General features: G+C 59.8%; 34 protein-coding genes. 1 reads left to right on the forward strand and 33 read right to left on the reverse strand.

Annotated features, from left to right (window positions below; translation table 11 throughout):
- Positions 1-18 precede the first annotated feature (18 nt).
- On the forward strand, positions 19-705 hold the full coding sequence (locus J3P89_RS18215; protein ID WP_434695149.1) for an SOS response-associated peptidase family protein: 687 nt from the start codon (positions 19-21) through the stop codon (positions 703-705).
- Here the strand turns inward: J3P89_RS18215 and J3P89_RS18220 are convergent.
- The 33 genes from J3P89_RS18220 to J3P89_RS18380 all read right to left on the reverse strand — a co-directional run bounded on the left by J3P89_RS18220 (position 692) and on the right by J3P89_RS18380 (position 25,442).
- Positions 692-1,201 carry a lysis protein gene (locus tag J3P89_RS18220; protein ID WP_434695150.1) on the reverse strand — a complete coding sequence of 170 codons (510 nt, stop codon included), beginning with the start codon at positions 1,199-1,201 and terminating at the stop codon, positions 692-694. The two genes, J3P89_RS18215 and J3P89_RS18220, sit on opposite strands and share 14 nt — an antisense overlap.
- Positions 1,198-1,623: a cell wall hydrolase gene (locus tag J3P89_RS18225; protein ID WP_434695151.1), complete on the reverse strand. Its 426-nt coding sequence runs from the start codon at positions 1,621-1,623 to the stop codon at positions 1,198-1,200. Before J3P89_RS18225 ends, J3P89_RS18220 begins: the two co-directional genes overlap by 4 nt.
- A 59-nt stretch (positions 1,624-1,682) precedes the next feature.
- Positions 1,683-2,051 (reverse strand): phage tail protein, encoded by a 369-nt coding sequence (locus tag J3P89_RS18230; RefSeq protein WP_434695152.1) that lies wholly within the window; start codon positions 2,049-2,051, stop codon positions 1,683-1,685.
- Positions 2,048-2,371, reverse strand: a complete 324-nt coding sequence (locus J3P89_RS18235; RefSeq protein WP_434695153.1) for a hypothetical protein — start codon at positions 2,369-2,371, stop codon at positions 2,048-2,050. The genes J3P89_RS18230 and J3P89_RS18235 overlap by 4 nt, the downstream gene beginning before the upstream one ends.
- Positions 2,371-3,588: a hypothetical protein gene (locus J3P89_RS18240; protein WP_434695154.1), complete on the reverse strand. Its 1,218-nt coding sequence runs from the start codon at positions 3,586-3,588 to the stop codon at positions 2,371-2,373. The genes J3P89_RS18235 and J3P89_RS18240 overlap by 1 nt, the downstream gene beginning before the upstream one ends.
- 23 nt (positions 3,589-3,611) lie before the next feature.
- On the reverse strand, positions 3,612-4,274 hold the full coding sequence (locus tag J3P89_RS18245) for a hypothetical protein (RefSeq protein ID WP_434695155.1): 663 nt from the start codon (positions 4,272-4,274) through the stop codon (positions 3,612-3,614).
- Positions 4,275-4,620: 346 nt separating this feature from the next.
- Positions 4,621-7,665 (reverse strand): phage tail tip fiber protein, encoded by a 3,045-nt coding sequence (locus J3P89_RS18250; RefSeq protein WP_434695156.1) that lies wholly within the window; start codon positions 7,663-7,665, stop codon positions 4,621-4,623.
- On the reverse strand, positions 7,662-8,060 hold the full coding sequence (locus J3P89_RS18255; RefSeq protein WP_434695157.1) for a DUF6950 family protein: 399 nt from the start codon (positions 8,058-8,060) through the stop codon (positions 7,662-7,664). Before J3P89_RS18255 ends, J3P89_RS18250 begins: the two co-directional genes overlap by 4 nt.
- 2 nt (positions 8,061-8,062) lie before the next feature.
- Positions 8,063-8,665 (reverse strand): hypothetical protein, encoded by a 603-nt coding sequence (locus J3P89_RS18260; RefSeq protein ID WP_434695158.1) that lies wholly within the window; start codon positions 8,663-8,665, stop codon positions 8,063-8,065.
- Positions 8,665-9,249, reverse strand: a complete 585-nt coding sequence (locus tag J3P89_RS18265; RefSeq protein WP_434695159.1) for a hypothetical protein — start codon at positions 9,247-9,249, stop codon at positions 8,665-8,667. The genes J3P89_RS18260 and J3P89_RS18265 overlap by 1 nt, the downstream gene beginning before the upstream one ends.
- 18 nt (positions 9,250-9,267) lie before the next feature.
- The gene (locus tag J3P89_RS18270) at positions 9,268-12,183 is read right to left on the reverse strand and encodes a phage tail tape measure protein (RefSeq protein ID WP_434695160.1); all 2,916 of its coding nucleotides are present in this window, start codon (positions 12,181-12,183) and stop codon (positions 9,268-9,270) included.
- Positions 12,184-12,236: 53 nt separating this feature from the next.
- Positions 12,237-12,536, reverse strand: coding sequence for a hypothetical protein (locus tag J3P89_RS18275; RefSeq protein WP_434695161.1), 300 nt, complete (start codon positions 12,534-12,536; stop codon positions 12,237-12,239).
- Position 12,537: 1 nt separating this feature from the next.
- Entirely contained in the window at positions 12,538-12,831 is a 294-nt protein-coding gene (locus J3P89_RS18280; RefSeq protein WP_434695162.1) for a hypothetical protein, read from the reverse strand.
- Positions 12,832-13,036: 205 nt separating this feature from the next.
- Positions 13,037-13,393, reverse strand: coding sequence for a DUF2513 domain-containing protein (locus J3P89_RS18285; RefSeq protein WP_434695163.1), 357 nt, complete (start codon positions 13,391-13,393; stop codon positions 13,037-13,039).
- A gap of 31 nt (positions 13,394-13,424) precedes the next feature.
- The gene (locus J3P89_RS18290) at positions 13,425-13,691 is read right to left on the reverse strand and encodes a hypothetical protein (protein WP_434695164.1); all 267 of its coding nucleotides are present in this window, start codon (positions 13,689-13,691) and stop codon (positions 13,425-13,427) included.
- A gap of 36 nt (positions 13,692-13,727) precedes the next feature.
- Positions 13,728-13,967, reverse strand: a complete 240-nt coding sequence (locus tag J3P89_RS18295) for a hypothetical protein (protein ID WP_434695165.1) — start codon at positions 13,965-13,967, stop codon at positions 13,728-13,730.
- 2 nt (positions 13,968-13,969) lie between these two features.
- Positions 13,970-14,455 (reverse strand): hypothetical protein, encoded by a 486-nt coding sequence (locus J3P89_RS18300; RefSeq protein WP_434695166.1) that lies wholly within the window; start codon positions 14,453-14,455, stop codon positions 13,970-13,972.
- A gap of 77 nt (positions 14,456-14,532) precedes the next feature.
- On the reverse strand, positions 14,533-15,693 hold the full coding sequence (locus J3P89_RS18305; protein WP_434695167.1) for a phage tail tube protein: 1,161 nt from the start codon (positions 15,691-15,693) through the stop codon (positions 14,533-14,535).
- A gap of 63 nt (positions 15,694-15,756) precedes the next feature.
- Complete coding sequence (locus J3P89_RS18310) at positions 15,757-16,152, reverse strand: hypothetical protein (RefSeq protein WP_434695168.1); 396 nt, start codon at positions 16,150-16,152, stop codon at positions 15,757-15,759.
- Positions 16,149-16,724 carry an HK97 gp10 family phage protein gene (locus tag J3P89_RS18315; protein ID WP_434695169.1) on the reverse strand — a complete coding sequence of 192 codons (576 nt, stop codon included), beginning with the start codon at positions 16,722-16,724 and terminating at the stop codon, positions 16,149-16,151. Before J3P89_RS18315 ends, J3P89_RS18310 begins: the two co-directional genes overlap by 4 nt.
- On the reverse strand, positions 16,724-17,083 hold the full coding sequence (locus J3P89_RS18320) for a hypothetical protein (protein WP_434695170.1): 360 nt from the start codon (positions 17,081-17,083) through the stop codon (positions 16,724-16,726). The genes J3P89_RS18315 and J3P89_RS18320 overlap by 1 nt, the downstream gene beginning before the upstream one ends.
- A gap of 3 nt (positions 17,084-17,086) precedes the next feature.
- Entirely contained in the window at positions 17,087-17,479 is a 393-nt protein-coding gene (locus J3P89_RS18325; RefSeq protein ID WP_434695171.1) for a protein singed, read from the reverse strand.
- A 39-nt stretch (positions 17,480-17,518) separates the two neighbouring features.
- Complete coding sequence (locus J3P89_RS18330; RefSeq protein ID WP_434695172.1) at positions 17,519-17,728, reverse strand: hypothetical protein; 210 nt, start codon at positions 17,726-17,728, stop codon at positions 17,519-17,521.
- Between the two features lie 48 nt (positions 17,729-17,776).
- The gene (locus J3P89_RS18335) at positions 17,777-18,793 is read right to left on the reverse strand and encodes a hypothetical protein (RefSeq protein ID WP_434695173.1); all 1,017 of its coding nucleotides are present in this window, start codon (positions 18,791-18,793) and stop codon (positions 17,777-17,779) included.
- 14 nt (positions 18,794-18,807) lie between these two features.
- Positions 18,808-19,503 (reverse strand): hypothetical protein, encoded by a 696-nt coding sequence (locus tag J3P89_RS18340; RefSeq protein ID WP_434695174.1) that lies wholly within the window; start codon positions 19,501-19,503, stop codon positions 18,808-18,810.
- A gap of 83 nt (positions 19,504-19,586) precedes the next feature.
- Positions 19,587-20,630 (reverse strand): minor capsid protein, encoded by a 1,044-nt coding sequence (locus J3P89_RS18345; protein ID WP_434695175.1) that lies wholly within the window; start codon positions 20,628-20,630, stop codon positions 19,587-19,589.
- Complete coding sequence (locus tag J3P89_RS18350; protein WP_434695176.1) at positions 20,623-22,083, reverse strand: DUF4055 domain-containing protein; 1,461 nt, start codon at positions 22,081-22,083, stop codon at positions 20,623-20,625. The genes J3P89_RS18345 and J3P89_RS18350 overlap by 8 nt, the downstream gene beginning before the upstream one ends.
- Before the next feature lie 7 nt (positions 22,084-22,090).
- Positions 22,091-23,578 (reverse strand): terminase, encoded by a 1,488-nt coding sequence (locus tag J3P89_RS18355; protein ID WP_434695177.1) that lies wholly within the window; start codon positions 23,576-23,578, stop codon positions 22,091-22,093.
- Between the two features lies 1 nt (position 23,579).
- The gene (locus J3P89_RS18360; RefSeq protein ID WP_434695178.1) at positions 23,580-24,101 is read right to left on the reverse strand and encodes a hypothetical protein; all 522 of its coding nucleotides are present in this window, start codon (positions 24,099-24,101) and stop codon (positions 23,580-23,582) included.
- 8 nt (positions 24,102-24,109) lie between these two features.
- A complete protein-coding gene (locus tag J3P89_RS18365) occupies positions 24,110-24,541 on the reverse strand; it encodes a proteasome subunit beta (protein WP_434695179.1) in 432 nt (143 codons plus the stop codon).
- A gap of 52 nt (positions 24,542-24,593) precedes the next feature.
- Complete coding sequence (gene lysC, locus J3P89_RS18370; RefSeq protein WP_434695180.1) at positions 24,594-24,827, reverse strand: Rz1-like lysis system protein LysC; 234 nt, start codon at positions 24,825-24,827, stop codon at positions 24,594-24,596.
- Entirely contained in the window at positions 24,736-25,122 is a 387-nt protein-coding gene (locus J3P89_RS18375) for a hypothetical protein (RefSeq protein ID WP_434695181.1), read from the reverse strand. Before J3P89_RS18375 ends, lysC begins: the two co-directional genes overlap by 92 nt.
- Positions 25,119-25,442, reverse strand: a complete 324-nt coding sequence (locus J3P89_RS18380; RefSeq protein WP_434577570.1) for a phage holin, lambda family — start codon at positions 25,440-25,442, stop codon at positions 25,119-25,121. Before J3P89_RS18380 ends, J3P89_RS18375 begins: the two co-directional genes overlap by 4 nt.
- Between the last annotated feature and the right edge of the window lie 154 nt (positions 25,443-25,596).

Genomic DNA, 25,596 nt, shown 5'->3' on the forward strand with positions numbered 1-25,596 from the left:
GTCACCTGAGGGGTTTATATGTGCGGACGACTCTCACAGTACACCGGCATCCACGACTTTGTTGCGGCGCTGAGCATGCCCAATGCACTGGTCAGCACCGTTGGTGACCAGCCGCTGGGGCGGTACAACGGCGCACCGTCGCAGCAGCTCGCCCTGCTCCACCAGGAAGATGACACGCTGCATGCTGACATGGTGCGCTGGGGATGGCGGCCGCACTGGGCAAAGGACCGGGCTGCCCCGATCAATGCCCGGGTAGAGAAAGTCGCCCACGGGCCATTCTACCGACCGATCTGGCCGAATCGCGCTATCACGCCGATCAACAACTGGTTCGAGTGGGTCGACGAAGGTGGGCCGAAGAAGCAGCCCTACCTCATCCGCCGGCGGGACCAGGCACCAGTCCTCTGCGCCTCGATCGGTCAGTTCCCCACCGGTGGCCGTGAACCGGGCGATCAAGACGGCTTCGTCATCATCACCGCCGACAGTGCGGGCGGCATGATCGACATCCACGACCGCCGGCCCGTGGTGCTGAGGCCTGAGCTTGCCCGCGAATGGCTGGATCCGGCAACGCCCAAGGAGCGCGCCGAACAGATCGCTCTGCACCAGGGCGAGCCGTCCGAGGCCTTCGAGTGGTTCAAGGTGGACCGCGCCGTCGGAAATGTGCGCAACCAACAGGCTGGCCTTATCAGTCCCGTCAGCGCGCAATAGTCCGGACGTACGCCTGGCACGCCCGGAGCGCGATCAGCCCCCTGTCGCCGGCGTCGGTGATGGCGATAATTCTCTGAGCATGCGCGGGGTCAAGTTGGGCTCTTGTTCTTCCATGAACCACGCCGCCGGCGCCGGCGGTGGAAGGCACTGTGCTGCAACTGGCTGAATCCTCGAGGAGGACTGACAGCCGGACATCAGCAGTAGCGAGGCGATCGCGCAGGCGATCTTGATCACGTTGGGCATCGGTAAGGGCTCGGTGGTGGGTTTGGTCACTGGTGGTCAGCTGCTGTTCCAGGGCCAGGCGCTTGCCCTGCTCTGCCTGGACCTGGTCCGCGGCAGCGCTACTGATCTTTGCCAAGTCGTCCTTATGCAGGCCAGCCTGCTTCGCAAGCTGCCCGCTATATCGCCAGTCCTGCACCTTCCATGTCGCGCTGATCGCCAGGATCAACGCCACAGCCGCGCCGGCGATGAGCAGCTTCAGAGTTCCAGGGCTCATGGCACGTCCTTGAAGAAGATGTGGTTGCCCAGGCGGAACGTCTGCGTGGCATCCTTGGCCCATGCCGGCGGCTTCGGCATCGTGGTCGCGTAGTAGTGCGTCGCGCCCTTGGTGATGTCAGGCTCGGCGCCGGAGATCACCAGGTCCGCCGCCCGCTGGGCCTGGGCGAACTGCTTCGGCGGGATATCAATCGCGCCGCTCAGGTACGGATAGTTCCGGTCGTTCTGGTTCCAGCAGCTGAACTGCCAGGGTTTCAGGCAGACGCCGGCATAGCCCTCGCCCCACCACGAACGGTCCTTGCCGTCGTTCACGCGGTTGCGGATCACGCAGGCCACGGCCACCTGGCCGGCGAAACTCTCGCCACGGGCTTCGCCCCACAGCGTACGGGCCAGGATGTCCCGGTCCTTCTCGGTTGCGGTCATAACTTTTCTCCAGGCAAAAAAAATCCCGCTCGATGGCGGGTTGCAGTAGCAGATTCGAGTCAGATGCTTTCGGCGGCCGCCAGCATCGGCGCCGCGATTATTTCAGGTATGGGTGGCTCCACCGGCCACACCGGCGCCTGGTACCAGGTCGGCTGAACCGTGACCTTGCCTAAGGCGTATTTGTACGTTTTCCAGGCCTTGAGGGTGAGCAGCAGCGCGGCCTGTTCCGCCTCTTCTTCTGGCGTGGCCTCGCCGATCTCGATGCCGAAGCCGATCGTCTCGATCCGGTCCTGGATGCGCACTATCTGCGCGTTCGCCTTGTTGTTCCTGGCTGACAGATCCAGTTTCGCAGCGGCCAGCTGTGCGGCAGCAGCGGCTGCGTCCTTCATGGCCTTGGTGATGAGTTGTGACCAGTCGATATTCATCAAGCCACCTCCGTGTTTTCTGGCTCAGGCAAGGGGCCAGGGAACACCACCGGGCCATCCGGGACGTTTTCCAGCGGCACAGGGAACGCTTGCTCCTGGCTATAATTTCGAGGCATTGGGAACAACAACGTGAGGGCGAGCTCGCCATCTATTTTATTGACGTCGCCGGCGAACCACTCCGATTTTATTGCCGAACGCGGCAACGTGTCGCCGTCACCCATCGCGGAGAAATCGAACGTCTCGCCGTTAATTATCAGCGCCGCGCCGGCCCTGATGACCTCGAAGGTGTCTGGGCGTAGCACAGGGGAAAGATATATAACCATTAGAACCACCTCCCAACTGCCACTAACTTTTCTGAAATCGTAGTAGCTACGGGGCTGGTGTAGTCGATAACAAAGAAATTACATGCCGAAGCGGTATTGTTCGGGTCTGCGCTTAAACTATTAACTCGGCTTGTTCCGCGGGCGCCACCTGTCACTGTAGGAGGCGCAGCAAATGGCACCGGGAATGTCCAGTTCCCGTAGTAATACCAGATGCTACCGTAACTAGTGAAATCACCCACCACAAGCCCATAAGATCTTGATCTTGTACAAATCATCATTCCGCAAGCAAACTTCCATGCCTCGCCATTTGCACTGGATACATATTCCATGAGAGCCCCGGTGGGAATGCCACCAGACTGCGAAACTACCCCAACAATATCCGCAACAGCTGCCGATTTGAGGCCAAGACCAGTGCGAGCTGCAGCTTGTGTGCCGCCTCCTGTACCGCCTTGGGAAATGCTTAAAAATGTCTGTCCAGTCGGGTACATGCAGAAGTAATCGTCCGGGGCCCAAGTACCAGCATTCTTTCTTCGAAGGGCAACCATCGATGACGTTCGGTTGACGATGATCTGACTTTGATGGTTAGACGTCCAAGTCATTGCAATGCCGCTGGATCCTGAAGCAAAAGGAACCGTGGTACTTCCGAGGGCCCAAGGAATATTAAGCGCTCCGGTGTTAATACCAAACTTCTGACTCTCGGTTATGGCGTTCAAATCCGCTGCGTTCACTGAAGACACAGCGCCCCAACCCCACGCGCCGTTTATCTGCGCCCGCCCTGCTGTTGCATCAGTTACGCTGGTTTGGATGTTCACCGTGGCCACGGTGCCAAGACCAAGATTGTTTCGCGCGGTGGGCTGGTCTGTGCCGCCGGTCCCGCCTTTGCTAACTGGCAGGATGTCGTAGTTGCCGGTGGTGCCGAGCGCCGCCAGTTTTGCCCCGTAGGTATTGACCAAAGCCCTGAGAGCGTCCGCCGAATCCTTGACGTAGCCCTGCATCGGGGCGAGCGCATAAACACCGGCCGCGTTGGTGGCTCCCTGGTAATTCGGGGAGATCGCCATAGCCGTATCACTGGCGATATTGACGACTTCATACCAGGCGCCATCAGGCCCGCGGAAGGCATCGCCAACCCGGCTGTTTGCGATGAAAGCGGTTCCCGTGCCAATCACGGCGTTGGAATTTAGGGTGACAGAGACCGTTCCCGATTTATACCAGGGCATGAAGTAACTCCAAAAATAATCAGTCAGGCCAGCAATTTGGCACAGAGGAACGGGCGATGGCCTTGATCAGTCCAAGCCGTGAAAGCAACGCTGTACATCATTATCCTGCCGGCAGCGTAATCAACACCGAGTGCGCATCCTCCGCCGGAGCCGGAGTTATGGCAGTTCATCGCGAATGGGTTCAACGAGACATATTCGCCGGCCCCAAGGACTTTGTTTATTCCCCATTTATAGCGCTGGGCATTGCTGATTTGCTCTGAGCCTAGATACGTCCAACTACCCGAAGCAAAGGTAACAACTACGGCTGGAGCACCGCTGTCGTAAACCAAAGTGGCGGCGGTATCCCACAATCGCATACCGTATTGCGAGGTGCCCATAGAAGCCCAGGCCGCAACAAAATAAAGCCCACTCAAAACACCGTAAACAGACGAAGCCCTCATAGTAAAGCCCGTCCAGCTTCCAGGCGCCCCAGAGAACCAGATCGATATAGGAACTTGTATCTGTTCGGTTTGATCTGGACGAATAAACACCATCGGTGGGTCTTGGCTTGTTATAGGTCTAGCAAATACACCTGATGAAGTTCCATTTCCAGAATATGTTCCCGTTGTCAGCAAACAAAGTCTTGGGGCTTCGGAATCTATTTGGACTATGGAACTGTCATTTATGCTCTGAAAGCCGTATGTCATGCCGCGTACCTTATTGCGTACCCTTTACAAATTACGCGGGTCTGACCAATTGCCGGACCCGCCGATGGGTTCTTTGGAAGGATAACCACCTGGCCTGCAGAGACGGTGACGTAAGGATAAGACTTCGCGTTTCCGCCCGAAGCCAATTCGGTGTCCTGTACATCTTGGAGCCTGGTAGGGATGATCATGAAAACGCAGTTAGTAGGGTTAAACCCTGGGATAGTAAGGGTGTAACTTGGAGTGCTACCGCTGAAATCAATAGTCCCTTGCCAGATCACTTGGTAGGTGAAGGTGGTTGTGTCCATGGCGAGGTTTCCGTTTTCATCCCATACCCTTGCGCCGTAACTCATGCGTCGAGATCTCCAAGCTGCACCCGCTTAACGCCGTTCTGGTCGAAGACCTTGATGGCCCGGTTCGTCATGGTCAGTCGTCCGCCACCTGGCGCTGGTCCGTTGAATTCCAGGTTGCCTGCCTTATCCAGCATCCAGCCCTGCGATCCAGCAACGTAGTTGTCGGACTGGAGGACCTGGCCGATTTTCAACATCGTGATGCTGCCGTTCTGGATGAAGGCCGAGTTCATGAATACCTGGCCGCCCTGCACCGCGAACGGAACCGAGACGGCTCCGCCCGCAAGCGTGTTCACGATCGCGAAACGGTCTGCGCTCACCAGGAACTGGCTTTGCAGGCCGCCCGGACCGTTCTCGATGCCCAGGCCAACGCCGGCGGTGATGTATTGCCCGGTGCCGGAGTTATATTCCATCCTCACCGACCAGCTCGCCGAGACCTTGCCGCTCACATCATTGATGATCGATGTGTTCTGCTCGATCGCGGTTTGCTGCTGTCCGACCGTGGTGCTCAGCTGGCTGAGCTGCTGCGCCGTCGCCTGCTGGCTGGTCACCACCACTTCTTCAAGCAAGGTGACGTTCGCCGAGTTTTCCGCCACCTCTGCGTCCAGAGTCGTCAGGCGACGGGCCGAAGCTTCGTTTTCCGATGCCCTGACCTTCTCCTCCGTTGCGATGGCTGCGGTGCTGGTCCATCCCTTGAGGGCGTCCGCCAGCTCACCCTCTCCGTTATCGTCGCGAGAAGAAGCTCGCAACGCTTGGAACGCCGTTGCCTGGGCAGTTACCTCGCCGTCAAGCTGGATAATCTCGGCGGAGTTGGTCGCCACCTGCTGCGCCAGGCCGTTGGCCGTCTCTACGGACTGGCCGACATCGATCCAGTACGTGGTGTTCGGCGGCGGCGTGTTGATCGGGACAGGGATTTTTGCCTGATAGATGCGGCCATCCCCGACCACCATTGTTCCCTGCTGATACACCTCGTCCGGCTTGTAGGCGGAAAGCCCGTCGAGCGCGTCGATCTGGTCCTGAAGGCCCGGGATCTTGTCGATCTCGTCGATAATCTCCTGGCCCAGTTCGGTGCGGCCGATCTGCCCGGCCAACGCAGCCAGATAAGCAGAAACATTATTCGAGGTCTGCGCCGGCACGTAGAGGAAGGAGCTTTTCCCGTAGGCGTTGGATGACCGGATGAAGTAGTAGTAATTCGTCCAGAACCCCAGGCCGGTGTGAGTAAACGAGAGCCCCTGGCCCAAGTACTCCGCGTCCGCCGACGTCGCGGTCGGAGAGGTGCTGAAGAAGTACTCGTAAGTGCCGCCGTTCAGCCCATTTTGAGCATTGGCAGGAATCAGCACGATGTTGTCGATCGAGGACTGCACCACGCAGCTTTCCGGAATGGGCGGGCCGTTGATGCTGACCGTGATCGTTACTTCGCCCGACCGCGCCATAGGTCCAACCGCCGACACGCTCATGGTGTAGTTGCCGGACGGCAAGCCGTTGATGGCGCACTCTGTGGAAGTTGACGGCACGTTGTGCGATTGAATCGCCATCGTGCCTTGACGAACCACGACGATGTATTCCTTAACGATCCCGGCCGGCGGCATCCAGGAAAGGACACCCTGAATTACCTCGGCCGTGGAATCCTGCGTCCAAGTGAGCGAACTTGGGCTGCCCAGTCCGCCGGATGGAAGATTGATAAAGCCGATCGGGTTGTAGGGCTGGCCCACGGCGTCGTCGAAGATCGCAGCCTCGTACTGTTTGACCTGGACGGTGCAGCCCTCGCGGTCGCCCATGGACCAATCCGAAACGATGAACTCACCCAGGATATTGAGCGAAGGCAGGTTGACGCGTACCACGCGGCCCGGCCGGCAGTTGTAGCCGGCGAAATTCATCGGGATGCTGATGGCGCCACCGGCACGGCGACGGCGGAGCTCCATGTTCGCCAGGCGCTGCGCCTGGTATGGGTCGGTGACATAGGAGTAGGTGAGCGTCTCCGCCGCCTCGCCGCCGTCTTCAACTATCCACTCGGCAACGCTAACCTCAGGATAGTCCGTCTCCGTCCATGACTGATCCGGGTCAATGAACGTGCCACGAACGGTATTGATTGCCGAATCGTTGGTAGGCTCGGTGCTGCCGGTTACGGTGCCGATGACCATGTCTTCGGTGATTTCGAAGTCATACGGACCGTAATACGCGCCCGCCTGGAACATCCAGCGCCCACCTACACGGATCAAGTGCCCACCAGACGCAGCTTCGAGCTTCTGCAGGACCCCGGTCCGCTGTTCATCGGCGCCGACCACGCAGCCGGTCCTGTAGCGCTGACTGGTCGATCCATCAGCGTTGGTGACGGCTTCGTCACAAACGTTCGCAGCACTGGCGAAGGTCTCGAAGACGATCTCGTCGTCAGGCACGTTGCAGCGGTTGCGGAGGAACCAAAGCAGATGAAGCGCGGTGTTGGCGCTGTAACCGGCGGTATTGGTGCGGGGGTCAAAGATGTCGTTACGGCCGCGAACCACGAACCGGGTATCCGGGATGCCTGCCGGGAATTTCTCCGCGCTGTATTTCAGGGACACACGCACGTAGGAAAGCCCTCTGCCGATCTGGCTGTCCTTCCAGTCAGGGCAGTTCGCTTTGAGGAACGCGTTCACCTGGGTCGGATTGACGACCAGCTCATAGCTGGCGAAAGCTCCGAATGAGCCGATTTCCTCTTCGCCCAGGTAGATGTTCTCCAGAGCGGTGATCGGCCCTTCCGACAGAACGTAGACCAGGTGCAGCCATTCGCCATCACCAAGGGCGCCGGTTTGCTCCTGGGCCCACACCAGGACACCGCCGGTCGAGACACGGCCCAGGATGAACCGCACCGGCGCTTTGGACGACCGGACGGTCTGTGCCGAAGGCTCGTTATCGCGCAGAGGCGACTTGGTGTTGAGCTTCTCCTGCTGCTCGGCGGCGTAGAACGCCAGCGCGGCGCCCGCTACCGCCCCCCACGGGCCACCTTGCGCAAAGCCGATGACGGCACCCACTACGACCTGAGCGAGTTTCTTGATGCCGCTGCTCATTCAATTCTCCACGCGGCCAGAGGCTCGCACACGACCCTGGCCGCGCCATCTTCGGTCGCCGCCCAATACTCACCAGCCCAAAACACAGCCATGCTCCGGCCGCCTGGTGCGTCGTACATCACGACGTCCCCGCGCTGGATGAAGGCCAGCGGCACCCGAACAAAATGCGCATCCCAGGCCGCCTCCAGGCTGCCGTGCTGTTTCTTGAGCTGCCGCTTGGCGCCTGCCTCGGTCGTGTACTTGCCGCGGTAGTTCTCGGCCGGGTCCACGCCACAAACAGCTGCCGTGCAATCAGCAGCAAACAGGCAGCAGTCAAATTCACCCCATGAAAAAGGCCGCTCTTGGGCGGCCTTGATGGTTTCGTTCAGACGGGTTGTCCAGTCTCGGTAGCGCATGGCTAGCTTCCATAGGTGAATGTCGGCGCGTCCTTCTTCGAGCCCCAGTAAATGGGCCATTCGGACATCTGGGCGATTGCGTAGAAGAAGCGATCGCCCTGGTGGCGAGCACGGTGGTTTTCGTCGGTGAAGCGCTCGGTGCCGGTTCGGCTCCACTCGGCCATGCGATCGATGACCGGAACGGTGATGTTGTTGCCCTCCTCGCCATTGCCGGCAAACGAGAACTTGGCCGCGTCCATCCGGCCGGAGAACAGTATGTCTGCCGCGTAATTCCCAGCCTCGTCGAACACCGCAAACATGACCTTGGCCGACCGACCGCGGCACCCGCGCACGTTGGTCTCGGACAGGATGTAAGCGTCCAGGCCGCTTAGCGTCAGCTCGACCGACATGGGCGATCCCGAGTTGTCGCTCTCCTGCGACTGGCTGACTTGGCCGAAATTACCGACGCCCAGGTAGGTGATCCCGTCGATCACCAACTCACCGGTGCCCGTGTGCGCGAAGACCATCCCATCGGGGAAGTCCAATTGAACCGCGTAGACAGGCATGAACCTGCCAGTGGCGATGATATCCACCACGCCCTGGCTGAAAGGGAATGCTGAGGGCATCAGAAAGCCTCCCTGAATTGATAGCTGCCATTGGCGACGACTGGACGAACCGACATGGACCAGGTGTCAGACGTCATGCGCATCTCCGAATAAGGGTTCAGGTACTCAACAGACGCGCCGGGCGTGAGCGCCTTCCGGATCCGCTTATTGAGCGCAACGGTCAGGCCGCCCTGGGCATTCGATGAGACAGCATCGGTGACCTCAAACATCTCACCCGCGATGGTGATGTAGTCGCCGGCGGCGAAGATCGCGGTGCTGGGAGCTGCCCCAGCCAGCACCATCGTTCTCGCCTGGGCGTTGCCGGTAACCACGGTGAGCGCGCCGACGCTGTTGGTTCGGCGTCGGGTGAAGGCTGGTAGGTTGAATGTCCCGAACATTCCGTCCAGTTTCCCGAGAAAGGAGGAAAGCTCGCGCTCTTGGGCCCTGGTGAGCAACCCAAAGGTCAGCGTGCACTGCCAGTAAGCCCCCGGATAACCGACGATCTGCTGGGCATTCGATAGCGCCGAAGTGAACGCCCGACTATTGTTGACGATGCCCCACGTCATTTCTGACGGGCGCAGCGAAGCCGGCCACGTGAGAGCCATGCAGTACTCCTTAAAGGCTTAGCGCCGCGCGATCAGCTGGCGGATTGTTCCGTTCATTTTCAGGTCGCGAACGACCAGCTCGTAGCCGCCCTTCGCCCCCTGCATGGCTGCCTCCCTGACCATGTTGATGGTTGCGTCGTCCGGAGTGCCTTGGAAGCTGAAGGTCTGCTGGATCACCGGCGCAGCACTTGGTGCGGACGAGATCGGCACTACGTTCGAAGTGGCCGCAGCCGTAGAGCCGACATAGCCGCCGTCTGCATACCCTTTCGCGTTGGCGTTCATACGCTCGAGGAACTCGCGTGCGCCGGGCTGGCTCACCGCCTCCTTGCGAACCACGAACTCCCCCCCGTGCACCACGCCCTTTGGCTCGTACTTGCCTCCGTCGCCGGTGTAGCCACCGTCGGAGAAGCCGAACTTCGAGCCGTACCCGGCCGCAGATGCGCCGAGACTCGACGATGTCGCACCAGCGGAGCCGGCGGCCAGGCCATTTCCTGCTGCCGCACCGCCGCCGGTGAGCATCCCGAATGCAGAGCTGAGGAATCCAGCAGCAGCTTGCCGAAACTGGATGCGGATCAGGTCCTCGATCACGCCATTGGCGAAGTCCTTGAAGGACAGCTTGCCCGTGCGGACGAACTTAACGACAGCGTCTTCCATGCCGGAGAAAGCCCTGGCGAACAGCTCCCTAGTCTGTCCCGCCACGTTGGCGGCCTGTTCCGAGTAGGTCTGAAATGCCGAGGAGGCACCAAGAGCCCAGTCCGATTGGGCCTTGTCCACGTCCGTGTAGTACTGCTGTTGCATCGTCAGGCGGCTTTGCAGAGCAGCTCTTAGCGACTCCGTCTCCTTGTTGTACAGGTTGTCGCTGATGCGCCCTTCGTTGTGTTGCTGCTCCAGAGCGTCCAGTTGTGACTGATACTGCTGCTGGATGCTGAGCTGCTCCTGGAGGCGCTGCCTCTGCTGGTCTCCCATGCCCATCCCGGCGAGATTGTTATCCAGGCCAGTCTGCGCCTTCGCCAATTGGCTGGCGAGATTGGTCTGGAAAGCTGCGAGCTTCTGTGTTTCACCGCTGGAGATTTTTTTGAGCTGGTTTTCCTTCTCGAGCGCAGCATTCTTTTTCAGTTGGGCGGTGATCAGTTCCTGGTTGGCGACCAGTGCCTTCTGGTCGGCCGTCAGGGTCTGCTTGCCCTTGATGTCGGCGAGCTCCTGCTCCCACTTCACCAGCGCTTGACCGGCGGCGCCCAGCTTGTCGACTTCGCCCTTTTGGACTGCGATCAGCGAGTTCTGCTGTTGCAGCACGGCATATTGCTGGCGGGCCTGATCCAGAGCCTTCATTCCAGCATCTTCGCGGTATGCCTTGGGCTTCTTCTCTGCCGACTCTTTGAAGCTATCGCTTTCCCGGATCGCTTTTAGGGCTGCAGCTTCCTGTTCCGCGGTGATCGTATAGCCCGCGAGCCTGGCCGCGTTTATGCGCCTCAATTCGTCCTCAAGAGCCTTGTTCCGCTTCTGCTCCTTGCTGAAATATTGCTCTTTGTTTTTTTCGAAGGACTCGTATGCGGCTTGGCCCTCTCGCTGGATCTGGGCGTTTCTTGCGGCGGCTTCAGCTGCTTCCTGCTCAGCCTTCGACCTTTTATTGTAAGCGTCCAGCTCGGCCTGGAGTGAAGCGATTCGCTCCCTCGCATTGCCATCTTCGTATCCAGTATCCAGTGTCGATTTCAGATAATTGATCTTCTGCTGGATGGCATTGACGTCAGGTCCATCTCTGGACTCGCGGCCAACGTTTAGAATTGCGTCCCAGCCTTCTTTCGCCGCTCCTGCAAGATCATTCCATGCCCGCTCAAGCGTCCCTAGATTGGCCTTCATGGTGGCGGCCCGCTCGCCGAGCGCTTTTGCATAGGCTTCCTGCGCAATAGCTGCCGCCGCCTCCTTCTCGCCCATTTCCTGTGCGGCTCGCACCTGTTCGTAAACTGACGCAGTGAGGAAGTTGTATCTCTCGTTGAGCTCCGCAACGGCCTTGACGGGGTCATCAGCCAACCTGACAAACTCAGCAATAGTTTCCGAAACCGCTTTCCCAGTCGACTTCTCGAAGGCGATGGCTGATGTAGCGATTTGCTCGAAGCTGGTGCTGGTGATTTTCCCGGTAGCGGCCAGCTGGGCCAGAGCGGTTGCTGCCTCGGCCGTGGTGCCTACCGTTGAACTAATTCGCTTCGCCATCTCCGCCAGCGCAATGGTCGACGTCCCCGCGGCGTTCCCTGTGGTAACGATCGCCAGTCGATACGCGTCTTGCTCCTTGGATCCCTGGTAATAAGCCAGCGTTAGCGCGCCCACTGCCGCAGCGGCGACTGTAAAAGGGTTTACCAGGCCTAGAACGTAGCCACCCAGAGCCTTCGCCGCCGGCCCAACCCCGCCGAACATATCCTTGAGTTGTCCGCCCTGTTGCAGGAACACCGTCAATGGCGCCTGGCCTCCTTGCAGGGATACAGCAATGTCAGTGAATTGAGCAGGAACACCACGTAGAGCGGCAGAAGTAGCCTTCGCCGTCATCCCAGTTTTGCTAAGGTCAGAATTGAAGCGGCCGAGATCGGTGCGAGTGGTGTTGATTTTCGACTGGTACTCGGCAAACGTATCTGCATCGATAAGGCCAAGTTTGCGGTTTTTCGCCAGTTCCTTTTCTTGCTTATCCAGTTCGCCCAGTTTTCGGGTGACGGGGTCAATGCTGCCAAGCAGTTCTTCCAGCTGTTCTTTTTGCGTTTTGACCTTTTTGCCCGTGGTTTCAGAGGACTGCCCAACGCTGTCGATGCCGTCGGCAAGCTTGTCCATGACTGGCTTGGCCCGAAGGCCGGCACCCTCGAGCGCCTCAAGCGCCTTGCGCGTATCGGCTGCCTTCTGCTCGGCGTCCCGGCTGTCGATCTCCAGAACCAAGCGGGATGTCTGAGCCATTACTTTTCTCCAGGCAATAAAAAACCCGCCGAAGCGGGCTTGTTTTCAGTCTTCTACTCGTTGGCGCTCAAACACTCGCGAAACGCCTCGTTTTGGAATTCTCTCACCATTTCCGGTTTTAAGCCCTCCATCATGGCCACGGGCCGTTCGTAAGCTCGAAGAATCATGCTCCTGGCAAATTTGCTGCCATCGCCGATCTTTTCAAGCGAATCCTCAAGCAGCTGACCGTTCTGGCGCGCCGTCATGGCCTGCCCGGCCAGCGCCGAGATTTTCTTGCAGGAATCCCCGGCGGCAAATGCCTCCGCTGAGCAAAAGGAAAGGACGGCGAGAAGAATGGCGAAAGTCGGCTTCATTTCACTTCCTGTATTGGAATGGCTCGGGTGATGTCAGCAATGGCTCTGCTTTATCCCATGCGCCGCGGTACCCGCGAACGGAATATGAGTAGCCTGGCTTCAGATCCAGCAACAGGCCGCGCAAATCTCCACCAGCACATCCGGCCTTGTTTTTGATGCTCAGCTGCGTTGGGCCCGGCTTGTGATAGAGCTTCACCGATTCTCCGCTGATAGTCTCGGCAGCTAATTTTTCATCAAGGAAAACCTGCATACCCGCGCCAAAGCAACTCAAGGCACCAGCATCCTGGGTGAACACGATCCTGGCGTCGCTGGGGCTAGATGGTCGACTGAATGCATACACGTCATCCGAAGACACTGGACGGGCCTGTTCTGGCGAAACCCTGGTCGTCTCGCATCCTGCTATGGCAATGCAGACAAACCCTATCAGCAATAATCGTCTCAAATCCCACCCTCCCTGAAAGTGGCATCAATCTACCACCATCCATATTGCAGCCACAAAATCAGGATTTCATCAGCTGGGTCACCACGGCAGTAACTGCCGCTTTTATAGTATCAAGAGTCAGGCCAACCCCTTTTTCCTTGAGCAGCCCTTTCGTCTTTCCCCATACCGAATCGGTTCTGATGCTGTCGAGGAGCTCGCGCCCCTTCCACGTCAATCCAAGCGCGAAGAATTGCGGAGGGCCACTCAAAAACCCAGGGTCATTCCCTTCAATCAGGCCGCCTTCCTCCATCATCTTCATGTGAAGGGCCACCCAATCAGCTGGAAACGGAGGCATTTCCTTTGCTTTTATATGCTGTCCATCTGCCTGTTCCAGCTCCAGCAAGATCATCCTGATCAGATCCCAGTTTCTTTGCATGCTCCGCGCTCCATGGATATGAGGATTCATTCTATTCCTCATTCACAGCCGAACACAGCGCAGGAAGCTCTTTTGTCGTTGCCAGCGCCTTCGGCTGAAGAACTGCCATGATTCTGAAAACCTCCTCCAAGAGGTGGGTGGACATTAACGGATCGTAGAGGCTGTAGACATACTCCATGGCCGCCTCAGTCATAGCACTAGTAACGATCACTTGCCCTAGCTCCTCAGGCGAACGACTTGCAAAGCGCGCAAGGCCGGCAAGGCTTTGCGCGTTCAACCAATCCGTTAAATCGCTCATGCGTTTTCTCCTGCAACTATGCCGCGTTATGTGGCTTCAATCGTAATCCCCCACCAAGCACAGCGCATCCAGCGCAAACATCACCTCGTCAACCTCATCGCGCGGCAATGGCGACGGATGCGCCTCCAGCCAGTCGGAGATATCCCGCCCTGATAGAGGTAATGGGAACGCCCCGGCCATGCCGGCGATGTACCGGCGGCCGCGGCAGACGTTTCGATAAAGGTTGAGCAAGTACGCGGTGAGCGGATCGTTCTCCGGTTCGTCCGGAACGCTCAACCTCAGGCGCGCGTAGACCGCGCGGCGCTTTTCACTTTCCCCGCCCCACTCTTGCTCCCATTCGAAGCGGGCGACGGCTTTCCCACCGACTCAGCTCGCTCTTCAGCGGCATCATTTGCGGCTGCCGCGCCTTCGCGCAGGACGAAGATGAAGAACTCGATGTTGTTCTCCAGCAACTCAGCGGCAACCGCTGGGCTGTATTTGACCGGGTTTCCATCGGCATCCAGGACGCCTTCCCAATCCTTCACAATGAAGTGGCTGAGCAGCATTGCGTGGTTCTGGTGCTCGGTCTTCTCGCCGGCGACCACACCGACCTGGCCCTCCTCGAAGCGCGCGTCGTTGCGCTGGATGCGGCGCCGCATGCGCTCAAGGGCGACCTGGTATTCAGGGTTGTCGATGCCGGCCAGCAGCACCTTTGTGTCTTCGTCGAACTTCGCCCAGCGCTCGCCGGTGACCGCAGGCTTCTTTTTGCCCAGTTGCAGAGCCATGGTAATTCCTCAACGCCTCGCCAATAAAAGGGCCGCCCCGGCCGGCGTGTATGCCGGGGCAGCCAAAGGTGATGCGCTTACGCGGTGACGGTGATTGCGGAGGTACTGGTCTTGGTGACGTCCGAGACGCTGGTAGCCGTGATAGTCGCCGAGCCAACAGACACACCGGTGACCAGGCCAGACGAGCTGACGGTTGCCACACTCGGCGCCGAACTCGACCAGGTGACGTTCTGCGCGGCTTCGGCCGGCAGTGCTGATGCGGTGAGCTGCTGAGTTGTTGCCACCTCGATCGATGCGGTTGTCGGCGCAACGGCAACGCTAGCCACCGGCACGAATGGAACTCGGGTAATGGTCGGGCTGACCTTCGCGACTGTGTAGTTCAGAGTTACCTCGATCAGGTCGCGCTTGCCGCCGTTTGGCAGCTCGCCATCCACTTCAACCGCGGGATAACTGAAGGTGTACCGGTTGCCCAGGGAGTCGGTGATCGGAAACACCACCGCGATCGGCGCACGGGTGAAGGTGTTCTTCCAGATTTCCCATGCACGCTTGGACCAGGCCAGCGTGATGCTTCCTGTGATGGCGGCTTCGGTGGCGATATGCGCGCCAGGGCCAAGGCTATCGGATCCGAGGCAGCGCTGGGTCTGCAGGCTGTTGTCCAGATTCACCGTCATGGCAGAGACGCAGGCCACGCCTTCCAGCGATTGCCCGTTCACCAGGATCGTGCCGACGTTGTTGTTCGACAGGAATGGTGAAGTGGTTGGCGCGTTCGGCGAGACAACGATCGGGGTCTCGCTGTCCTCGTAGTCCAGGCACGCCATGTTGAAAGTGGCGGTGATCTTGCCGTCGGACGGGATGTCCAGCGCGAAGGTGGAGACGTGAGCCCCCTTGAACACGCCATAGACGCCGACGTCGTCGTAACCCTTGGCGATGCTGAAGGTGTGCCGAGTATCGCCGACACTCAGCACGTTGCCTGACCAGTTGCCGTAAAACGCGGCCTCCAGCAGCTGGTCGAACGAGCCGAACGAGAACTCCGCCGTCAGGTCGCCGCCGATATCGATGCTGGTGGCCACAGAACCCTGGCTCAGGCGGTTGTCGGTGATCTCGTCACTGACTTGGGTGTTGACGGTCGGGGTCAGCGCGTTGCCGGTGAGGCGCAGCGTGTCCCAGGTTCCGGCCGGGGTTACGCCTGGCGTTACCTCGGCGATGATGTGGCTTACAACTTTTGCGCCAGAGCTCATTGGAGCCTCCTATTCGCGGGCATAAAAAAACCCGCCGAAGCGGGCTTGGCGGTTGCTTTGCTATCAGCCGGCGCGAAACCGGATGTTGACGTTGATTTGGTAGAAGCCCTCGAACTCGCCGGCGACCACTTGGCTGGCCTCCATGCACTCAAGGTCGCCGGACATCCAGTAGGCGAAGTGCGCTTCAAGCGCGTCGGCCAGTTCATTCAAGGCTTTGGTGCCGGTGCGCTCGCGGGCGAAGCATTGGATGCTGATCTGACCGGGCTTGCGGGTGTGTGGACGGTCGGCCATGCCAGCCATGAAGGCTGAGGCGTACTGAATATTCAGCCGGCACCACAGCCCGTCTGCCGGCGGAGTGAACACCGTCGGCTGGTTCGGATAATCGATCCGCGCCTGGTCAATGCCAGTGAAGGACACCATGCGACCGATGATGAGCGCCCTGATCTGCTCGAAGGTCATTTGTAGGCCTCGGATACGCCAATGAAAGCGAGGTCATAAACCCCGCCGGGCGCCTGCGTGGAATGCCCCAGTTCCAGCATCTCGCCGTAGGGGCTGTTCGTTTGGATGTAGATGACAGGGAACTGGCCTGATGCCTTGATGAGCATGCTGCCCTTGCTGATCGTTTCCCGGCCAGATGGGTCGATGTTGTCGGTCACGGTCATATCCGGCGCACCGATCGATACCAGGTGACTCCCGCGGAACGCGCCGCCGATGTAACCCTTCCCCGCTGCCTGCGCTTTGACGAAGTAGTTCTCTTCGCGCTCGCGCTTGGTCAGCTTCTTGAAGGCCCGGCCACCGGTTCGCGCAGCGTTACGTGCGTCGACATTCGCGTCATACGCATCCGCAAGCGCCACGTTCTTCGTGCGCAGCGCAACGTTGGCCTGCCACAGGTCAGGGTTGCCGACCGGGGAACGATTCACCACCTCCGTAAGCATGGCGGTCGCGATGACGCGCGCCATCTGGGTGATGTCCTCCCCAGCCTGGTCTGCAAATTCCGTGAGGCTATGGCTCCAGCCCGCTTTGGTGGTCATCAGACTTTCCTCAGCTGGATCTCGTAGTGCGCGCCGGCCGGGTCAACCTGGACGTTGACCACGTCGAAATCGTTGATCTTGTGGCCGATGTCCGGAACCCCGCCAATCGTTTCGTTGGTCAGCGCGATCAGCAGTTGGTCGGTGGCGCGGATGTTCACGCCGTCGACCTGGGCGATTTTGAAGGCGTCGAACACGCCGCGGCCGGTGTAGGCAATTACGACTGACGGACCAGCCGCCTCACTGACCGGGTCCCACGTACCTGGCAGCGTCACGCCGCCGCTAAATGACTGCACCGCGTCCGCAAGGTCTGTATCGAACGCCTCGGCCAAGTCGATCTGGATGTCGTCGCGCAGTCCCATGCATCACCCCCGGTCAACGCGGAAAGAGAACATGCTGCTCATCCAGGGCTGCAACAGGGCCAGGGCGAACTGGACGCCATCGGGAAGCGAGGTGGTTTTGCTGGAATCGATCGAGGCGAACGTCTTGCTGGTGCTCACCGATCCCGCCTTGACCGTCTTGGCCTCAAGCGAGCCCTCGGTGTGTTGCTGGTACAACTTCCCCTCAGCAGCGACAGCTGCCAGCTCGGCGCCGGCCTGCTTCACTTCATCAGGGATGGCTGACATATCAATGCCGACGAGGTTGAGCGAGGTCAGATAGGCGTTGGCCTGCAAGACTGCGCGCGCCTTCTTGTCGTCGGTGGTCCAGCTGGATCCGAGGATGGCGTCTACGTCCGCCACAGTGATGTAGGTTGCCATCTGGCCTCCGTTCGAATGAGTGGGGCCGAGGCCCCGGTGTTACTTGGTCTTGCCCGCTTTCGCGGCTTCGGTGTTTTCGCCGCCGCCATTGTTGCGTGCTGCCTTTTCGTCCGGCTCGGTCCTGGCGGAATCAACGCCGCCAGTCTCGCCAACGGTCTCGGGCCCAACAGTGATGGCCCCCTCCGTACCACCGAACCCCCAGCGGGCTTTCACGTTCGGATCAATGTGCTTGTCTTTTGCGACTGTCATGATTCTTCTCCTTCAAGGATTCCGGCCCCCGAAGAGGCCGGAAAGCGCTTAGGCGCCAACGGTGGAAGTGATGAACGCCAGTGGCACCTGCTTGCGAGCGAACTTGCGCTCCCAGTTGGTCGCCAGCGCCAGGTCAGCCCAGTTCGCCGAGATAGGCCGGGTGGTGGTCGGGGTGCCGGTGATGGTCGCGCTCAGGAACGAGTAGCCCAGTGGGTGCACAACGAAGTTGCGACGGTTCCACAGGGTTTCCGCACCACCACCATTGCCGCGATCTGGGGCGCGCTCGTATTCCAGGCCGTCTTCGCCAGGCGGGGTTTCCTCGGCGAAGCCAAGGGCGCCCGGGCCGAAGATCACCGACAGATACTTGTTCGGCGTACCGGTGATGACCGGCATGCCGTCATCCACCACAACGCGCATACCCTGGAAGCGACCGAACTCTGGGGTCTGGTCGGCAATCGGGGTGAAGTCGATCAGGTTGAGGATCTGCAGCTCGGTCTGTACGGCCGAGTGCATTGCGATCACGCTCAGGCCGCCCAGCTGGCCGGAGTAGTCGCCCATGGTCGCTTTGGCGCGGATGATCGCTGCAGCAGTAATCTGGCCGCCGGCGTCCACCACCATGTCGCCGCCATTGGAGGCAACGTTGTCGTTGTAGATGCCCACGACGGTAGCGATGGCGCGGCGCTGCGCCACACGGCGCCAGTAGCTGAGCAGCCGGCCCGCAACGAACTCCAGGGGATCCTGGTTGGTGATGTTCTTCACCAGGTTCATGCAGTTCCAGCCTTCGTTGAGGTACGCAGCGCGCGCCTGCATGCTGGAGCTGGTGACCGACAGCGGTACCGCGATGTCGGTGTAGACGTCGTTCGAGTAGTTGGACTCGATGGACGCGTCCAGGTCAACCCACCACGGAATGGTGAAGGTATTGGACGGGCTGGACAGCAGCGTCGACATGTCGCTGTTGCTGGTCAGGATGCCCGACTCGAAGAACGCGGTGCGCTCAACGCTGTTGACGGTGATGTAGTCGCGCAGTTCGTCGCGGAAAACGACGTCCGAGAGAATGGTTGGCATTGCGGCATTTCCTTTTACTTGGCCTCAGCAGCGGCTTTCATGCGCGCGTGCTCGGCGGGGTTGGTTCGGCGAAGCTCAACACGCTCCATACCGGTCATTTGGTCCCACGTTTTGGTGGCCCCGCCACCCTTACCCCCGGCAGCCCCGCCACCGTTCGCTTGCGTGCCGCGCACCAATGCTGCGTAGCGCGGCGCTTGCTGGAATTCTTTTGCCAGGTCTTCGAGAGTGGCGATGGTCAGGTTGCCGGCGGCATCCGTGACCTTGACTTGCCCTTCGACGATCTTCAGACGGCGCTGAATGAACTCAGCGAGGATCTCGGCGTTCTCGCCATCGGCGATGCTGCTGGAGACCTTCGAGGCTGCCGACGTCAGGTCGCGGCGCTCGATGCTCGAGGTCAGCTCGGCGAGTCGCGCACGCTCAGCCGCCAGGGCCTGCTCGCTGCTGGCATACAACTGCTCGAAGTCGCCTTTCGCTTTGGCGGCATCGAGCTTTTCGCGCTCGAGCTTCTCGTCCGCCTCACGCTTCAAGCGCTTGGCTTCCTTGGCCTCGTCCAGCAGCGTCTGGTTCTGGCGCTTCAGGCCTTCCAGATCCTCGCCACCGGCGGGTAGCCCCTCCACGAGCAGGACGTAGTTCTCGCCCTGAGCCTTGTAGAAGGCTTGCAGGGAAGGTTCGAGCGCGTCGAATGCTGCCTTGTCGATCAGATACTTCATGTCATCCCCCGGATGATTTGCCGTTGGCTCAGCCTCAGGCATAAAAAAACCGGCTCAAGGCCGGTCGTTTGTGTGGTTCGTTGTCAGAGCCCTGCTCGCTCGAATGCCAGCGGCTCAAGGTCTTTCAGTTGTTGAAGGGTCAGCGTCTTTCCGTTGTCATCGACGAACTTGTCGAGAGTGAGCTCGCCCTTGGTGAAGAGCGCGTAGCGGTTCGGGCCGAGGATGTCTCGCTGGAAGGCCGCAGGCTGGCGCGAGAGCCATTCCTGATAGCTCGTCTTGCTGGATACCAGCGTGACGCCGTCAGGGCCGATTGAGGGCCGGGTAGATCCGGGAATTTCGCGGGCAAACTGATCTTTCAGCACGGGCAGCGCGCTCGATCGGCAATTCCAGTGGCCGGGCGGCTTGGGGTCGTCCCATCCGTAGATGTGTTGATCCCTCGCCTGACACATGGCGCTGGTCTTGCTGTCGAGCGTGGATATCCAGCGCCAGCCCTGCAGGATGTCGTCGTTGGCCTTGAGCGTTTCCATTCGCGCCGTGCTGGCGACGTGGTTAGTCATGGTTCGAACGAGCGACGACGCCTGATCCTGATGCAGCTGGTGAATACTGGTAAGGCGCCGGCCGATCTGCTGGCTGGTCTCGCCCAAGCTTGAGCCGATCTGAATCTCGCCGATGATCTCGGCTGCCTTCTTCGTGCCGAACTGGTCGAGCGCACCGCTGATGCTGATCCGCTGCACGCCCTTGCGAGACTCCAGCAGCATCGGGTCAGCCAGTGCAGCCGCGCTCACCATCTCTGCCGACGGCACGTTGAACTGCACAACGGCCTTGATGACCTTGCCCAGCATCTTGCCGTTGAACTCGGCCTCGTAGACCGCGAACTCGCCGAGGTCTAGCTGCGCCCTGCCCTTCATGTCGTCGTAGATGCCCCGCAAATCGCCCTGGAGCGTTTCTATCTGCGAGAGGTAGCGACGGGTTCCGTAATCGCTCAATCCAGCCGCTACCCGATCCTTGGCTGTTTTGATGGCCTTACTGATGAACGATGCCACGCGCTTCAGGTTGCCGCCGGCGTACCGCTGGACGTAGACCTGGTGCCTTGTAGTGGCGTCCGTCAGATAGCCTTCGCTACTCATCCTTCACCCCGGGCGGCTGATTGGTGGTCGGATCGTCCTCGCTACCCAAGACAGGCGCGTCATCCTCTCGGTCCGCATCGATATCTTCGTCGGTGCGATCAGCCTCAAGCACCGCGCCCTTGCGCAGGTTCACGCGCAGATCACGTTTGGCGATAATGCCTTGCTGCCACAACTGGACTTGAGCCGTGATCGCCTGGGCGTCCATTGCTTGATCGAAGAACTCCTGATTCAACCAGAACACCGTGCCTTTCTCGTCCACGGCGCCCACCATGAAGCGCTGGGCATCGAACAGGGCCAGACGCACGGCCTCGCTTACGTTGCCAGCAATAGTGCCCAAGACCGAGTTGTCAGAGCTGTATCGGATGCGAACAGCCTCTGCCGTCTCGGCGCCGCTGCCCTGCTGGACGATGCGGGCGCCGATCATGAGCATCTGCTCTTCCTTGTCCTTCATCAGCTCGCGGGCTAGCTGCGTCTCATTGGCCTGCAGCATGATAGCCGTGCCGTTTTTCCCAAGGTTGTGCCCACGGCGCGAACCAATGTGCATACCGTTCGGGTTCAGCTTTACGAACTCGCTTGGATCGATATCAGTGGTGATGAAGAGGCTCGGCTGGGAGCTGATGAACCCAGACTCCTCCACCGTGGCGCTGTTGCCGTAGTGCAGGATGTTCACCTCTGCCAGGTCTTCCAGCGGTGATTTATCGATGCTGGCGTCGTTGCTCTCGGCCCCGAAGAAGTGGAACGGGATATGGTCGAATGGCTTGCCAGTCTTGTCCTTTGGCTCTGTCTCTTCGCCTTCAGGATTTTCCGAGCTATGCACGCTCTGCACGTAGCGACCATCGCGCAGCATTAGGGCCCGGTATTGATCCTTGGCGGTGAACTCGAACCCATCAGCCGTTGGCTCGTTGATCTTTTCGTGCAGCACCACCAGCACCAGCCGGCGCACACCATCAATCACGTCCTCACGCCAGTTGATGATGCTCTCGGCGCAATAGAAGTGGACGTAAGCTCGCGCGTTGGCTGCCTGGGCGACGGTGAGCGCTGTCTGACCCTCAGGCAACTGGACCTTTGGAAAGTCCACCAGCAGGCCGCCGCGCCCAGTGTCGAGGCATTCGCCGGTGGATTCCTTGCTCAGCTGCTCCAGGCTTGACCCGTCACCACTGGCATTCTCGAGCAGGTAGTCGATAGCGGCGGGCAGTTCGATCTCCGCCGTCTTGCGAAACACCGCGCCCAGCAGACCGATGCGCGTACGACCCACCACGTTCAGGAACATGGCGCGCTTCTTCAGCTGCTCGTATCGGGCGATATTCTCGGGCGACTGATTCAGCGGATCCGGCATGGGCAGGTATTCGTTGTACTTGCGAACCTCCCGCGGGCCAGCTACGCAACGCTTGACCAGCTGCCAACCGGGCAAGGCATCGCTGTACTCCTGCCTGATGGCGCTGTAGTTGGGCATATCGGCCTCAGAAAGTGAAGGTGACAGGAATGTGGGTCATGGTGACGCGCTTGGTCTTGGCGACAGCGAAGTACCGGAATGCATCGGACGGGTGAGACGCCCAGTCGTGAAGCGGCTTGTCTTTCCAGCAGCCCTTCTTGTCGTCCCACTCTTTGCGGTAGTTCTCCAGGGCGGTAATGCCCTCTTCGCACTTCGCTTCGTCAAAGGCGCAGTGAGCGAGGATTTCGCGGGCCTGGTCGATACCGTCATCCACCCCGATCTTCGGCACGACCTGGAACGTCATGCTGTAGCGCTGACCGTCGATCTCGTAGCCTTCGCGCGCCATTTCCCGGCGGGTCTTGGCATCGCTGCCGAACTCGCGGTTGTCGATGTCGTGCGGGCCCCAGTGCTCGGAGTAGGTGTAACCCTTGTCCTTGAGCACCTTCATGTAGTGCCGCAGGCCTTCCCCGCTGTTCTGGTAGAAGTCGATTACGTGGTACTCGGTGCCGACCTGACGCACGAACCAGATGGCCGTGGAGTCGCCGACGCCGATGTCCCAGAAGGTCATCACCGGCAGGTGGCTGTTGTCTGGCAGCGTGCCGATGCGCTGAGCGGCATACAGCTTGGTGAACTGCTGGGCGTAGTAAGCGCCCTCGATCGACTGCTGGAAGGCTTCGGCTGGGATCGACGGGTATTCCCGCTTCATGTCGTCGCCGAGGGTCTTCTCCTTGGCGGCGTACCAGGCGCGCTGGCCCGGGTTGGTGTCGATGCCGTGCTTAGCGAACAGTTCGTTGAAGTAGTCGGTCAGGCGCTGCGGGATGATCGCCTCGGTTGGATCGAGCCAGTAGGCCTTGTTCTTCCACCAGCTGAAGAAAAAGAACTTCCAGTCCAGCTTGCCGAGCGGCGTGCCGGACAGCAGTTGCTTCTCTGCGCTCTGCGAGTAGTCGAAGAAGTAGCCCGCCCGCCCCTCCGCCGTCGATTCAATCGTGACGAAGCAATCGGTGGCGACAGCCTCGAAGGCGCCGGTGACGATCTCGCGAGCCTTGTGCGGAAACTTGGCGCAGATCTTCCCGAACTCAGAGACGTGCAGGTAACGCAGCGTGCCGCCCCGGAACGAGGTACTGACGTATAGCGAACCGCCCTTGCTGAACACCAGCTCGCCGGCGGCGTCGTTGCTCGCCGGATTCGCCGCGCGGATCTCTTTCGGCAGGTTGTCATAGGCGTACTTCACCTTCTCCCGGAACAGACGCTTGGCGTCGTTCAGGGTGTGGGCGATCAGTGCGCACTTGGCCGACTCGAACAGCGCTGCGTCCAGCTGGATGATGCAGCACTCAGTAGTGAAGCCGAGCTGCCGAGCCTTCAGGATGATGTTGCGGGTGTGCATCCCATCGAAGTACTCAATCTGCTCATCCGTCATCCGGAAGCGGACTTTCTTGCCCTGCTTATCGGTGATGAAGTAGAGATTGTTCAACCGCCAACGCTTATCCCGGAGCAGCTTCATGTGCTCGGGCTTCATGTCAGGCGTCCTTCGATAGTTCGTCCATCATCGCGGCCAGGGTGTCGACTGTCTTGTCGCCCTCCTCCGTGTCGAGGTTGAATGCTTGGCGCTCGCCCTTGATCACCTTGAGCTGAGCGTCGACGCCAGCGTTGAGTGACCGCGCGAAGTCGCCGTGGTTTTCTGCAGTGACTGTCACGCCTGACAGGAACGTGCTGAGCTTGCTCGCAATGCCTCGCCACTGGGCCAGCCCGGAACGGTGGGCAAGCACTACAGCCGCAGCCTTATCGGATGCCTCCTCGATAATCTCGGCATCAGTGACCAGTTTCTTCTGGTCACCATCCGTGGTCACCGATCTGGTCACCTTGTCCTTGACGGCGGATCTGACCTTGCTCGTCAGGTCACGTTGCCAGCCTTCCTTCTCGGCGCGCTTCATGATCGTGTTGTGCGCTACTCCATGCTCTGAGGCAATGGCGCGCAGGGAAAGCAATCCAGCCCGGTAGGCTCGTTCGATCGCCTCCCAGTCGGGTTGCTTGGTTGTCATGGGCATCCTTATTCTTGCCTGATGGTCATCGTGCGGATGGTGCCGCCGGTGTAGATGTCTCGCTTCATGGCGGCGCGAACCGCATCCACTGCGCTTGCACCCATATCCATCGCTGCTAAGGCATAAGCGGAGCCACTGCCAATAGCGTCAGGGTTAGATGGGTCGAGCTCCTGTTTCCAAACGCCTGTCTTGTCGTCGTGGCCGACCATCATCAGCTTGCCGCCATCGACGACATAGCCTGAGCACTCCACGGGAACGAGCGAGGGAGTCCCGAAGTAGGCGGAAATCAAAGCCTTCTCGTCGCATACCGCTCCGGCCAAGAAGAAACTGACACCATCAACGGTTGCGCACTTCAAGCAGTCGTCCGAGACGATCGCGCCGGATCTAGTCTGCCGCGAGTCATAGGCAATCACGCCGTCTTTGTAGGCAATGGTGGTCATGCTGACTCCAATGTCGCGACACAATTTTCCGATTCGCGAAACGTGTCGCGCGCTACTTGCTCTGGCTGCGCTTGATCTGCGCGTCCACCTGATCTGCACAGGTGTCGAGCAGCTTGATGGCTTGCGTCTTCAGCTCCCACAGCTGACCGTTGTCAGCGAGGTCTTCATCAGATACCCGCTCACACGGCACCAGCTCAGGGGGCTCGACTCTTACTGCCGTTGTCTTTGTTACCACCGCTGGCTTTCCCGCGCAGGCCGTCAGGCAGAGGCTGAGCAGCCCAATCACGAACAGGCTTGCTGTTGCGTTTGAGGTCTTCAAAGTCTTTCCTCGCCTTTTTGGCTTTGTCTTCGCTGGCCTTGATCCGCCGGTTCAGGTCTTTCAGGTACTCGGCGTTTCGCTGGGCTTCTGCCCGTAGCGTGGTGATCGTGGCCTGGCTTTCGAGGTTGGCGTCGACCGCCTTCTTCTTCTCGCCGGCTTCGAATGCCACCTCGCCACGGAGAGCGACGACGCGCGATTGCTGAATGCCCAGCAGGAGCAGCCCTACCAGGGCGATGATGATTGCAGCAGCGAAGGCCTTCATGCGGCATCCGCCTTGCGACCGAGGAATCGGGTCACCAGCTCGCGTATGGCTGTCACGCCAAGGAACCCAATAGTCCCTCCGGCGGCAATCGATAGGCTCGGCGGCCACTCCATCCACTCAATCACGCTCGATGCGACCAGGCTGAGAGATCCGCAGATAAGCGACTCGAACACGATCCGACGCTTGCTGGTTTCTTTCCCGTCGTACAGGACGCGGAGCAGAGATACGGTGATGGCCATGATGACGCCCGCCATTAGCGGATTGCTCAACGCCAGCCAGATCTTGGCCCATGTGTCTGGCTTGTCAGGCATGTTTGGCATCCGGGTTGCCTCCCCCTTGGGGAGATTGATAAATCCGGCTCCGCTGCACTCCCAGCTCGGGGCAATGGGTGTGGGGAGCCGAAAACGAAAAAGCCCCTGCGAGTGCAGAGGCCCTGAATAGGTGCGGATGGCAGGCGCTGATCTCCTGCTTTCG

It is taken from the genome of Pseudomonas sp. Z1-14 (assembly GCF_051132005.1).
GTDB lineage: Bacteria > Pseudomonadota > Gammaproteobacteria > Pseudomonadales > Pseudomonadaceae > Aquipseudomonas.